The organism is Haemophilus sp. HMSC066A11, from assembly GCF_001811665.1.
Lineage (GTDB): Bacteria > Pseudomonadota > Gammaproteobacteria > Enterobacterales > Pasteurellaceae > Haemophilus > Haemophilus influenzae.
The window spans coordinates 2,053-14,058 of the sequence record NZ_KV805901.1 but is presented as its reverse complement, the minus strand read 5'-3'; the positions used below and the strand labels follow the sequence as shown (position 1 = coordinate 14,058).

Annotated in this window: 9 protein-coding genes, 1 tRNA gene and 5 pseudogenes; 7 read left to right on the top strand and 8 right to left on the bottom strand. The window is 37.5% G+C overall.

Annotated elements, in window-relative coordinates:
* Positions 1-18 precede the first annotated feature (18 nt).
* On the top strand, positions 19-483 hold the full coding sequence (locus HMPREF2813_RS09045) for an outer membrane lipoprotein (protein WP_005647222.1): 465 nt from the start codon (positions 19-21) through the stop codon (positions 481-483).
* A gap of 186 nt (positions 484-669) precedes the next feature.
* On the opposite strand, the gene HMPREF2813_RS09040 is transcribed toward HMPREF2813_RS09045, so the two are convergent.
* From HMPREF2813_RS09040 to pyk, 6 genes and pseudogenes are all read right to left on the bottom strand, one after another.
* Positions 670-1,641 (bottom strand): glycosyltransferase family 2 protein, encoded by a 972-nt coding sequence (locus tag HMPREF2813_RS09040; RefSeq protein WP_014550845.1) that lies wholly within the window; start codon positions 1,639-1,641, stop codon positions 670-672.
* Between the two features lie 90 nt (positions 1,642-1,731).
* A pseudogene (locus HMPREF2813_RS09750) lies at positions 1,732-2,218 on the bottom strand (transposase).
* Positions 2,219-2,291: 73 nt separating this feature from the next.
* The gene (gene pgi, locus HMPREF2813_RS09025) at positions 2,292-3,941 is read right to left on the bottom strand and encodes a glucose-6-phosphate isomerase (RefSeq protein WP_014550844.1); all 1,650 of its coding nucleotides are present in this window, start codon (positions 3,939-3,941) and stop codon (positions 2,292-2,294) included.
* 96 nt (positions 3,942-4,037) lie between these two features.
* The gene (gene alr / locus HMPREF2813_RS09020; protein ID WP_014550843.1) at positions 4,038-5,120 is read right to left on the bottom strand and encodes an alanine racemase; all 1,083 of its coding nucleotides are present in this window, start codon (positions 5,118-5,120) and stop codon (positions 4,038-4,040) included.
* Between the two features lie 9 nt (positions 5,121-5,129).
* A complete protein-coding gene (locus HMPREF2813_RS09015; RefSeq protein WP_257003674.1) occupies positions 5,130-6,545 on the bottom strand; it encodes a replicative DNA helicase in 1,416 nt (471 codons plus the stop codon).
* 132 nt (positions 6,546-6,677) lie between these two features.
* Positions 6,678-8,114 carry a pyruvate kinase gene (pyk, locus tag HMPREF2813_RS09010; protein ID WP_048946985.1) on the bottom strand — a complete coding sequence of 479 codons (1,437 nt, stop codon included), beginning with the start codon at positions 8,112-8,114 and terminating at the stop codon, positions 6,678-6,680.
* A 228-nt stretch (positions 8,115-8,342) separates the two neighbouring features.
* Here pyk and HMPREF2813_RS09005 point away from each other — a divergent pair.
* Together HMPREF2813_RS09005 and HMPREF2813_RS09745 are read left to right on the top strand one after the other, a co-directional pair.
* A tRNA-Val gene (locus HMPREF2813_RS09005) sits at positions 8,343-8,419 on the top strand.
* Positions 8,420-8,619: 200 nt separating this feature from the next.
* Positions 8,620-9,611 (top strand): annotated as a pseudogene (locus HMPREF2813_RS09745) (tyrosine-type recombinase/integrase).
* Here the strand turns inward: HMPREF2813_RS09745 and HMPREF2813_RS08990 are convergent.
* Positions 9,550-10,074, bottom strand: a complete 525-nt coding sequence (locus HMPREF2813_RS08990; RefSeq protein WP_048946849.1) for a hypothetical protein — start codon at positions 10,072-10,074, stop codon at positions 9,550-9,552. The pseudogene HMPREF2813_RS09745 and the gene HMPREF2813_RS08990 sit on opposite strands and share 62 nt — an antisense overlap.
* On the opposite strand from HMPREF2813_RS08990, the pseudogene HMPREF2813_RS08985 reads away from it, so the two are divergent.
* The 4 genes and pseudogenes from HMPREF2813_RS08985 to HMPREF2813_RS10060 form a co-directional block, all read left to right on the top strand.
* A pseudogene (locus tag HMPREF2813_RS08985) lies at positions 10,073-10,231 on the top strand (DUF935 family protein); the annotation flags it as partial. The gene HMPREF2813_RS08990 and the pseudogene HMPREF2813_RS08985 sit on opposite strands and share 2 nt — an antisense overlap.
* A gap of 14 nt (positions 10,232-10,245) precedes the next feature.
* Positions 10,246-10,962 (top strand): PBECR3 domain-containing polyvalent protein, encoded by a 717-nt coding sequence (locus HMPREF2813_RS08980; protein WP_048946850.1) that lies wholly within the window; start codon positions 10,246-10,248, stop codon positions 10,960-10,962.
* A gap of 142 nt (positions 10,963-11,104) precedes the next feature.
* Positions 11,105-11,521, top strand: a complete 417-nt coding sequence (locus tag HMPREF2813_RS08975) for a phage virion morphogenesis protein (protein WP_048946851.1) — start codon at positions 11,105-11,107, stop codon at positions 11,519-11,521.
* Between the two features lie 234 nt (positions 11,522-11,755).
* Positions 11,756-11,857, top strand: a pseudogene (locus HMPREF2813_RS10060) (peptidase); the annotation flags it as partial.
* A gap of 37 nt (positions 11,858-11,894) precedes the next feature.
* Here HMPREF2813_RS10060 and HMPREF2813_RS09735 read toward each other — a convergent pair.
* A pseudogene (locus HMPREF2813_RS09735) lies at positions 11,895-12,006 on the bottom strand (phosphorylcholine transferase LicD); the annotation flags it as partial.

The following is a 12,006-nucleotide window of genomic DNA, read 5'->3' as shown; positions in this document are numbered from 1 at the left end:
TAATATAGAGAATATTATATGAAAAAAACAAATATGGCATTAGCACTGTTAGTTGCTTTTAGTGTAACTGGTTGTGCAAATACTGATATTTTCAGCGGTGATGTTTATAGCGCATCTCAAGCAAAGGAAGCGCGTTCAATTACTTATGGTACGATTGTTTCTGTACGCCCTGTTAAAATTCAAGCTGATAATCAAGGTGTAGTAGGTACGCTTGGTGGTGGAGCTTTAGGTGGTATTGCTGGTAGTACAATTGGCGGTGGTCGTGGTCAAGCTATTGCAGCAGTAGTTGGTGCAATTGGCGGTGCAATAGCTGGAAGTAAAATCGAAGAAAAAATGAGTCAAGTAAACGGTGCTGAACTTGTAATTAAGAAAGATGATGGTCAAGAGATCGTTGTTGTTCAAAAGGCTGACAGCAGTTTTGTAGCTGGTCGCCGAGTTCGTATTGTTGGTGGTGGCTCAAGCTTAAATGTTTCTGTGCTATAACCAATAGCATTAAAGTCTAATATGATTAATCAGTGTCTTAACTTAGTAAGACACTGATTTTTTATAATTAAATTCATTTAAAATATATATTTATCGTCTATCTAAGATAAATTTAAAGGACTAAATTAGAATTTAGTCCTTTTAGACAAACTTGGAATTTGTTCCTCCCCTTTCTGAACACTCTATCTAAAATATAACATTTATTTTTCTTATGAACTTTTTTATAATCTTTAAATTTTGCTTTAAATCAAATAATTCAAGATGATATTTAATAAAATGTAAGAGTGAAGTTATAGTATATTTATCTAAGCTCATATACATCTCATAAAGTATACTTTTCAACACTTTATTACTTTTATCCACATGATATATTTCTAGCAACGACACACTATTAATTACTTTTATATCTATACCTATCTTATTAAGGTAATATGTAATATTTTCCCTCTTTATCTTTTTAGCTACCTCATTTTGCTTATGATTATAAACTGATGATGTTTGGTTTCCATGTAGTCTATATTTTACCAATGCTTCAGGATAATTAGCTAAACAACCAAGCCTACTAACCTCTGACCAAAACTTATAATCTTCTGTATACGGATAATCTTTATTAAAGATTAATTTATGCTCTCTATATACATTTGCTCTCATAATCATAGTATTGTTATGTATCGGATTATAGAAAAGCATAGCTTCACAAATCTCATTATGTATCAATGGATTTTTCCATATATCTCCAGTTTTATATTGAGAACCGATAATTCCACATTCTTTTTCTACAATAATCTCTAAGTATGATCCCATTGCTGTAATATGATCATTTTTCTCTAGATAGGTAACTATTTTCTCAATCCACGATGGTTTAGCTATATCATCAGCATCCATTCTCGCAATATATTTACCTGAAAAACAACCAAGACCTATATTCAAAGAATTTATGAACCCTAAATTATATTTATTACTAATAATTTTTATCCTTTTATCTAATTTAGATATTTTTTCTAAATGAGACAAAGTCAAATCTGTTGAACCATCATTGATAACTATAATTTCTAGATTTTCATAGCTCTGATTAATAATGGATGAAATGCTTTCATCTATATATTGCTCAGCGTTATAAGCACAAACAATAACCGATACTAATGGAGGATTTTTCATATAAGATCCTATTTTACACTCTTATTTAAATTATTTTATACGTTATTTAAATAACAAAAGGATATGCATAGATAACCAGTTAAAACTCTCCTAAATTAATTGTTTTACAATAGAAATTTGAGTTTTTTAAATCACTGTGATTAAAACGCCATTCATATTCCTTTAAAAATAGCTTAAGAATATCATAACCTCTGTAGAAATTCATATAAACAATACTACCTTGTTTACCTTTTCTCGAATAATCGGTAACAGTGTTGCAGATTGCATATTCATAACCACCACGGTGTATACTTTGCCATTTCGTTTCAAAAAACAAATTACGAAGTTTTTCCAGCTTCTCCTTGACCAAGTTTACCTTTCAGAGCACCACCAAAATAGCTTTCATTCGCTTGAATTTCACCTTCAAACATTTCCATATGTAGGCTGCTTTGAGTAATAAATAATGGTAGACGATGAAAGTAATAAGCTGAAGTTTATTTATATTTACCAACTTAGCTGCAGCTAGAGCTGTCACACTTGCCAGAAATATCTCAATAAGTTTATTTTGCTTATATTGACTTAAGCGACTTTCTCTCATTTGATTATCTTAACCTAAATAGAGTTTTTAGTCGTTATCTGTGACAGCTCTAGAATTATTCAAATCCAAATAATTAACGCCATGCTTTAAATTGATTGATTAATCCATTTGTTGAACTATCGTGGCTTGCGACTTTTTCAGAATCGGTTAATTCAGGAAGAATTCTGTTTGCAAGTTGTTTGCCTAGCTCTACGCCCCATTGATCGAAGCTAAAGATATTAAAAATCACACCTTGTACGAAGATTTTGTGTTCATACATAGCAATTAATGCACCCAAGATAAATGGCGTGATTTTTTGAACGAGAATGGAATTAGTTGGCTTATTACCCGTAAATACTTTAAATGGAACGATATTTTTTACATCATCCAAAGATTTACCCGCTTTTATAAATTCAGCCTCGACTTCCTCTTTTGTTTTTCCGAATGCTAATGCTTCTGTTTGTGCAAAGAAGTTTGAAAGCAATTTATTGTGATGATCCGCCAATGGATTGTGGGTTTGGGCTGGTGCGATAAAATCACAAGGAATTAAAGTGGTACCTTGATGAATTAATTGATAGAACGCATGTTGTCCGTTTGTACCAGGTTCTCCCCAAATAATAGGGCCAGTTTGGTAATTGTTAATGACATTGCCATCACGATCCACATATTTACCATTTGATTCCATATTACCTTGTTGGAAATAGGCTGCGAAGCGATGTAAATATTGATCATAAGGTAAGATCGCTTCTGTTTGTGCACCAAGAAAATTGGTATTCCATAAACCAACTAAGGCTAAAGTAGTTGGGATATTTTGTTCGATTGGAGCAGAGCGGAAATGTTTATCCATTTCATGCGCGCCATTTAATAACTCTTCGAAGTTTTCAAAGCCAATTGATAGTGCAATTGAAATACCAATGGCTGACCATAAAGAATAACGACCGCCAACCCAATCCCAAAATTCAAACATATTATTGGTATCAATACCAAATTTTTCTACATCTTTAGCATTGGTTGATAATGCAGCAAAATGTTTTGCAACCGCACTTTCATTTTTCGCCGCTTTCAGTAACCAATCACGCGCACTTTGTGCATTTGTCATGGTTTCTTGAGTGGTAAAGGTTTTCGATGCCACTAAGAAAAGAGTGGTTTGTGGATTGACTTTTTTTAAGGTCTCCGCAATATGTGTACCATCGACATTTGAAACAAAGTGCATATTTAGATGATTTTTATACGGGCGAAGTGCTTCGGTTACCATATAAGGGCCTAAGTCAGAGCCACCAATACCAATATTCACTACATCCGTAATGGCTTTGCCTGTATAGCCTTTCCATTCGCCAGAAATAATACGCTGACAGAAATCTTTCATTTTAGCTAACACAGCATTGACTTCAGGCATAACATCTTTACCATCAACAAGTACTGGCGTATTAGTGCGATTGCGAAGTGCAGTATGCAGCACGGCACGATTTTCTGTACGATTGATTTTTTCGCCAGTAAACATCGCTTCTTTTGCACTATCAAGTGCGCATTCTTGAGCAAGTTGGCGAAGATGTGAAAGGGTTGTTTGATTGATGTTGTTTTTGGAAAAATCGACAAGAATTTGGTTATTGAATGTTAAAGAATAATCGTCAAAACGATTTTTTTCTTGTTTAAATAAATCTTGGATGGTGGTGTTTGATAATTCAGCTTTATGTGCTTCGAGAGATTTCCACGCTTGGGTGTGAGTTGGGTTAATATTTTTCATGGTATTTCCTTTCATTAAAAATAATTGAAATTTTAACCGCACTTTCTGGAATTTTTATTAGGGAGAATGACTCCCTCTGTTCAAAAAATGCAGTGATTAATCAACGTATTCAGTTATAACACGAGGTGTTAATTTTGTAATTAGCTCGTAGCTTAAAATGCCTGTGAATTTAGCTACGGTTTCAATAGGTAATTCCTTGCCCCATAAAATTACTTCATCGCCTACCAAATCTTGGCTATCTGCGCCTAAATCAACAGTGAGCATATCCATTGACACACGTCCAACAATTGGTACGAGACGGCCATTTAAATAAACAGGCGTACCTTCTGGCACATCGCGCGGATAACCATCGCCATAACCCATTGCGACCACGCCAATTTTGGTATCTCGTGGACTTGTCCAAATACCGCCGTAACCTACAGGATCGCCTTGTTTATGATGGCGAACGGCAATTAATGACGAGGTTAAATTCATCACTGGCGTTAAGCCAAACTCTTTGCCAATAGTATCAGTTGGAGAAATGCCGTACATAATAATGCCTGGGCGAATACATTCTAAGTGAGATTTTGGCCAGAAAAGAATGCCGCCAGAAGCTGCGATAGTGCGTTCACCTTGTTTATCTTTTGTGGCGGATAAAAAACGATTGATTTGAAGTTGGGTGTAATCTGATTCTAGTTCATCGGCTCGGCTGAAATGGCTGACAAAGCCTAAGTGCGGTTGAATTTGAGGGAGTTTTTTCAGTTCTTGATAAAAATAATCCACTTCATCAAGAGCAACGCCTAAACGGTGCATTCCCGTATCTATTTTTAACCAAACCTTAATTGGACTTGGTAAATTTGAACGTTTTAAAGCCTCAAGCTGTTCGTGATTGTGTACCACGGTTTCAATATTATTAACGGCTAGAATAGGCAAATCTTGTTCATTAAAAAAGCCTTCAAGTAATAAAATCGGTTTAGTGATGCCGTTGGAGCGTAATGCTAAAGCCTCTTCTAAACGAGCCACGCCAAAGCAATCGACATTTTGTTCTAAAGTTGATGCAACAAACACAACGCCGTGACCATAAGCGTTTGCTTTAACCACAGCAATAATTTTGCTATTTAGTGCTTTTTGTTTAATTATTTCTAAATTTTGTTTTAAGGCGTGCGAACTGATTTTCGATGTCGCCGGTTTTACGTTCATTATTTTTCCTTAATAATCATCTCGATATTCACGTTGTTCGGCAAGATTGTCAAAGCGTGAGAATTGTCCATTAAATTTTAACCGCACTCGACCAATTGGGCCGTTACGCTGTTTACCGATAATAATTTCTGCAACGCCTTTATCTTCCGAGTTATCGTTATAGACTTCGTCTCGGTAAATAAACATAATCAAGTCTGCATCTTGTTCAATAGAGCCTGATTCACGTAAATCTGAATTTACAGGGCGTTTGTCTGCACGTTGTTCTAAAGTACGATTTAACTGAGAAAGGGCAACTACTGGCACTTGTAATTCTTTGGCGAGTGCTTTGAGGGAACGAGAAATTTCTGCGATTTCTAGTGTTCGGTTATCTGAAAATGCGGGTGCGCGCATTAATTGCAAATAATCCACCATAATCATACTTAATCCACCATTTTCACGATAAACTCGGCGTGCGCGCGAACGAACATCGGTAGGTGTTAGACCTGAAGAATCATCGATAAAAAGATTATTTTTTTGCTTGAACATTCCCACTACGCTAGCAATTTTATTCCACTCGATTTCATCTAAATTTTGACCTGTTCGGATTTTAGTTTGATCAACGCGAGCAAGCGATGCGATCATACGCATCATAATTTGTTCTGCTGGCATTTCTAAACTAAATACTAAAACGGGTTTTTCACTTGCCATTGCGGCATTTTCGCAAAGGTTCATAGCGAAAGTGGTTTTACCCATTGACGGACGTGCTGCAACTATAATTAAGTCAGAAGGTTGTAAACCAGCCGTTTTTTTATCAAGATCGGTAAAGCCCGTCGTAACACCTGTTACACCTGAATGATTTTCAAGTTTGCTTAAAATATCGATTTTTTCAATGGTACTTTCTAGCACATTGATCACATTCTGCGGGCCTTCGCTAGAAGTCGTACGTTTTTCTGCAATCGCAAATACTTCACGCTCAGCCTCATCAAGAATTAACTTAATGTCTTGCCCTTTAGGAGAATAGCTATTTTCAGCAATGCGATTTCCTACCGAAATAAGTTCTCGTAATATGGCTTTCTCACGCACAATATCTGCATAAGCCAAAATATTAATCGCGTTCGGAGTATTATTAGAAAGCTCTGCTAGATAGGCAAATCCACCTACTTCATCGCTGACACCGCGGCTTCTTAAGGCTTGATCTAGCGTAATTAAATCAATAGGCGATTGATTACGCATTAGATGTTCCATTTCTGTAAAAATTAGACGATGCTGAAAAGTATAAAAATCGTCAGCAATCACACGTTCAGCAATGCCATCCCAATGTTGATTGCTCAGCATGATGCCACCCAACACGGCTTGTTCAGCCTCAATTGAGTGCGGAGGAATGCTAACTTGTGCTGTTTTTTTGTCTGAAGATTTGATTTGAGGTTGTGATGCCATAGGACTTATTTCGATACTAGAATGTCGCCTATGATACCGCAAATATCTATTGGATTTAAGTGAAAAGTGCGGTGAAAAAAGGAAATAAAAAACGGTGGAAAAATCCACCGCTCTTTTATTTTAACATATTTAGATTGTTGATTATTCAACAATTAATGTACGACATACGTTAGTTTGTGTCGCACCTTGACCACCTTGGGTTACCAGCACTAAATCGCCAGTAGATAAATAACCTTTTTCTTTTAATGATTGAAGTGCTGCTTTTGCACCTGCTTCTGTACGACTTTCTTCGCCGTGATAAATTGGTGTTACACCGCGGTATAGTGCACAAAGGTTTAGGGTTTCTTGATTACGAGATAAAGCAAAGATTGGTAAGCCAGAGCTAATGCGTGACATTAATAATGGAGTACGGCCTGTGCTACTTAAAGTGACGATTGCCGCTACACCTTTCATGTGGTTTGCTGCATACATTGCAGACATCGCAACAGATTCTTCAATAGTTTCAAATTCTTTATCCATACGGTGACGAGAAACGTTAATGCTTGGCATTTTTTCTGCACCTAAACATACGCTAGCCATTGCTGCCACTGTTTCAGAAGGATATTGACCGGCTGCTGTTTCTGCAGAAAGCATAACTGCATCAGTTCCATCTAATACTGCGTTTGCAACGTCCATTACTTCAGCACGCGTTGGCATTGGGTTACTAATCATTGATTCCATCATTTGAGTCGCTGTAATTACAGCACGATTTAATTGACGTGAACGACGAATTAATTTTTTCTGTACACCGACTAATTCAGGATCGCCGATTTCTACACCTAAGTCACCACGTGCAACCATGATTACATCGGATGCTAAAATAATATCGTCCATGGCTTCATCATTAGCAACGGTTTCTGCACGTTCAACTTTAGCAACGATTTTTGCATTTAAACCTGCTTGTTGAGCAAGTTCACGTGCATAATTTAAATCTGCACTTGAACGAGGGAAAGAAACGGCTAAGAAATCAACACCAATGCGTGCAGCGGTAATAATGTCGGCTTTATCTTTTTCTGTTAGGGCATCCGCAGATAAACCGCCACCTAATTTATTGATACCTTTATTATTTGATAATGGACCACCAACAGTAACTTCAGTGAAAACTTTTGCACCATCAGTTGATAATACTTTTAATTGAACACGGCCATCATCTAATAAAAGAATATCGCCCGGCACAACATCTTGAGGAAGCGTTTTATAGTCTAAACCAACGGATTCTTGAGTGCCTTCGCCTTTTGGTAATTCTGCATCAAGAATGAATTTATCGCCAATGTTTAAGAAAATTTTACCGTCTTTAAAAGTAGAAACACGAATTTTAGGACCTTGTAAATCACCTAAGATTGCCACGGTTTTACCTAATTTTTTCGCAATAGAACGTACACGTTCAGCACGTCCGATATGGTCATCAGGTGTACCGTGAGAGAAGTTCATACGAACTACGTTTGCACCCGCTGCGATAATTTTTTCAAGATTGTTATCACGGTCAGTTGATGGGCCCATAGTACATACAATCTTCGTTCTTCTTAGTCTTCTAGACATTATTTACTCCGTCAATAATTACAAAATTTTAAAGGTGTTATTTTACTTCGCTACATATTAGCCAGATAAAAAATCGGTGCACATTATACGCTTAAAACTTTTGGAAATCAAAAACGGCTCAGTTATTTAAGCTGGTTTTGTTTACTTTTTTGCCAGTTATATCGGGTTTTAAGAAAAATACTTGTGTTCAAGTTAAAAATATCTATAATCACGACTACCTCACACAGTGCGACTATAGCTCAGTTGGTTAGAGCACCACCTTGACATGGTGGGGGTCACTGGTTCGAGTCCAGCTAGTCGCACCATCTCTATTTTTCTCTATTCCCCAATTTTCAGATAGAAATAGATAAAATATAAGTAAAAACAATAGCTTATATAATTTCACACACTAAAACATACCTTCTTTTTTATATCAAAATCGCCTAAAAGGTAGTATTTTTATACCGATTGGGAGCGATTTCGATCTGTTCTATACTCCATTGCACACATTTTTATGGAATAAACAATGGCGACAATTATCAAGAATGGCAAGCGTTGGCGCGCACAAGTGCGCAGGTTTGGCGTGAGCAAATCAGCCACTTTTTTGACTCAAGCAGACGCAAAAAAATGGGCAGAAATGCTCGAAAAACAGCTTGAATCAGGAAAGTATAATGAAATCCCTGATATTACATTGGATGAACTGATTGATAAGTATCTAAAAGAAGTCACTGTAACCAAGCGCGGGAAACGTGAAGAGCGCATAAGACTACTGCGTCTTTCTCGAACTCCGATTGCCGCAATATCTTTACAAGAAATAGGAAAAGCACACTTTCGTGAGTGGTAAAATCAACGATTAAAAGAAGTCTCTCCAGCAACAGTTTTGCGTGAACGTAGTTCGCTTTCTGCTCTAATGGCCAAAACGATTGAATGGGATTTTATAACAGCCCCCCCCCTAAAATATCTTGAGAAACCAAAAGCACCAGCACCAAGAACTCGTCGATATAATGAACATGAAATTGAGCGTCTGATTTTTGTGTCAGGTTATGATGTCGAACATATTGAACCGCCAAAAACCTTACAAAATTGCACGGGGCTGCATTTCTTTTTGCTATAGAGACAGCAATGAGAGCAGGGGAAATAGCAAGTTTAACTTGGAATAATATCAATTTTGAAAAGCGCACCGCCTTTTTGCCAATTATTAAAAATGGACATTCACGCACGGTGCCTCTTTCGGTAAAAGCAATAGCGATTTTACAACATCTTACTTCGGTAAAAACAGAAAGTGATCTGCGAGTATTCCAAATGGAAGCACGCCAACTGGATCACAACTTCCGCAAGCTCAAAAAGATGGAAGGGCTTGAAAATGCCAATTTACATTTTCACGACACCCGCCGTGAACGATTGGCAGAAAAAGTGGATGTAATGGTATTAGCCAAAATATCGGGCCATAGAGATCTCAGTATTCTGCAAAATACTTATTACGCACCTGATATGGCAGAAATTGCTCAACGGCTATAAAACAAAGGCGGGTTATGATCTGACCCCAACCAAAGGCTTGAGCCAACGGAATTTTTTCTTCTTTAATGAAAACTTCATCGTTTTCACAACAAATCCACCGATAGTCATTAAGCCGTAACCATCCATGGCGCATTAAAAGGTCAATTTGTGACGGTTTTAATGGCGAACCAATAGGCAACATCAATAAATTAACTTGCTGTTCGATTTTTGAGCGGTTACAGTTATTGACACAAGTCCAAGCGGCGCGATGCGCCTTGTTTGTTTCGGTGGACTCCGAATTAAGTGCGGTGGAACCCAACGCACTTTTCGCTGATTTAATCACCCAGTTTTTTAACTTGGTGATGATTTTCTTTTCTGTGAATCTGTTTTTTACCCCCACAATTTTCTTACGAATCTCCCCGTATTTATTCGGTTCGCATTCCTCATACTCAATACAAATCGGCTGATCACAACATTTTGTCATTGCGCCACATCGTATCCCTTATTTTGAGTTTGACACAAAAGAATATGAAGATTTATCGGTATTTGCAGATGCCATCCCTAAACTTACGGGCATTGGCGTGCAGATTTCGGAAAGTTGGGTGCGGGATAAATTAGGGATTCCTGAACCGCAGGAAGGTTAGGCGAAAGAGATTTGAAACGCCGTGGAATTGATAAGCCTGATGATAGTTCTGAATTTTTGGTGGAAGTAGAACGCCCTGCGGATAAGCAAGGTAATCGTGAAAAGACGGTAGGGTTTAAATTGCCTGATGGCACGATACGTGTGACGGATAAAGGCTTTGATTACAATGTAGGGCGATTAAACTACAAGCCTAATTTGGATCTTTATCCTGAAAAACTGGCGCATGCGTTTGCGAAGGTTGAGATGAAAAGTGGGGAGTTTAAGCACGATTTTGAATTGTTGGCAAAGCGTATGGCGGAGATGAAACAAACGCTCAGCCTAGATGGAAAAAAACTCACTGCTGAGCAGATGTTACAGGTGCGAGATAGTCTTACCAAAAATTTTAAATTTGCGGCAGGTGTCTTGAGTGCAGAAAGTAAGGATTTATTGAAAAGCAAAACTGGCACAGTGTGGCTTTCTGATGATACTTTAATTAAACAGTTTAATAGCCGTGATGGGCAAGATTTTGGACTGGAAAGCTATGCACTTTTCCCTGATTTATTTAATCAGCCTGATATTGTTCTACAAGATAATGATCGTTTTTATTTTATCAAAAACTTTGAGAAACAGCGTATTTTAGGTGTAATAAAGCACTTATCTAAATTTAATGAAATTTTTGTGCTTTCGGCAAGGGAGATTAATATCAAGGAAGTAGAAAAAATGAAAGGTAAATTGGCAGTTATCAAGTAAGGCTCCCGATCACTTACACACGCTCTCGGACACCTGAGCAGGACGAGCCACCTCAAGTAGGCTGCGGCAGGGAGATTATCACCGCTTTTTTAATAACTGCCTTGCATGAATATACCCCCTTAAATTTTAAAAATCAACGATTATGATAGACATTGAAATCAATAACGCACAAGAAATTGCATCGGCACTAGAACGCCTTGCACAAGCCACCGCTCATCGAGCTCCTTTAATGCGTAGCATTGCGGGGACAATGGAATCGGCTGTCGCGCAGAACTTTGAAGTGGGTGGTCGTCCTGCGTGGAAGAAATTAAAGATTCGCCAAGGTACGCCTTTGGTGGATACTGAAAACTTGATGGCGAGCATTACTTCTGAATATAATAACAATGAAGCCATTGTGGGGACGGATGAGCCTTACGCAGCTATTCATCAATTCGGCGGTAAAGCTGGACGAGGTCGTAAAGTAGCGATTCCTGCACGCCCTTTCTTGATTTTAACACCTCAAGATAAGGCAGATATTTTGGAAGACGTGCAAGGCTACTTCCAACGCTTAATTAATTGACATCCTCCCCGTCCTTTAGGGCACGGAGGATGTCAACTTGCTTTTTTAGGGACAGTTATGTTGTGCGAGTTTATCTAAAGTGTAAAATTTAAACACCCTTTAATGATGATTTAGAGGGCGTTTTTATTTCTCAAATTTAGCGATTTTTAACCGCTTAAAATGGGAAACAGCCAAGATTTCAGATTTCTCACTTTTAACGGTTATGTTTCTCAAAATTTGCGGACGGCTACATCTGCGCCAATTCAAAAATTACAAAAAGAATTGAATGTATTAACTAAATTTAATGATCCTAAAGGTCAGTATTTGTATTGTTTGAATTGTGGAAAAGTGAAGTAATAATTGAAAAAGGGCAGAATTAAATCTGCCCTTTCGCTTACAAAATATACGCTTCTTGAATATGATGTGGCTTTTGCTCTTCTTCTGGGGGAAGTTGCATATAGTCGCCGTAATATTGCGTTAAGTGTTCGTGATATCCATTCATTACT

What these genes read in the sequence shown, in the direction of transcription:
- HMPREF2813_RS09040 (WP_014550845.1), bottom strand. Translation starts at nt 1,641, where the DNA reads ATGAAAAATCCTCCATTAGTATCGGTTATTGTTTGTGCTTATAACGCT.
- alr (WP_014550843.1), bottom strand. Translation starts at nt 5,120, where the DNA reads ATGAACGTAAAACCGGCGACATCGAAAATCAGTTCGCACGCCTTAAAA.
- pyk (WP_048946985.1), bottom strand. Translation starts at nt 8,114, where the DNA reads ATGTCTAGAAGACTAAGAAGAACGAAGATTGTATGTACTATGGGCCCA.
- HMPREF2813_RS08975 (WP_048946851.1), top strand. Translation starts at nt 11,105, where the DNA reads ATGATAGACATTGAAATCAATAACGCACAAGAAATTGCATCGGCACTA.
- HMPREF2813_RS08990 (WP_048946849.1), bottom strand. Translation starts at nt 10,074, where the DNA reads ATGACAAAATGTTGTGATCAGCCGATTTGTATTGAGTATGAGGAATGC.
- HMPREF2813_RS09045 (WP_005647222.1), top strand. Translation starts at nt 19, where the DNA reads ATGAAAAAAACAAATATGGCATTAGCACTGTTAGTTGCTTTTAGTGTA.
- pgi (WP_014550844.1), bottom strand. Translation starts at nt 3,941, where the DNA reads ATGAAAAATATTAACCCAACTCACACCCAAGCGTGGAAATCTCTCGAA.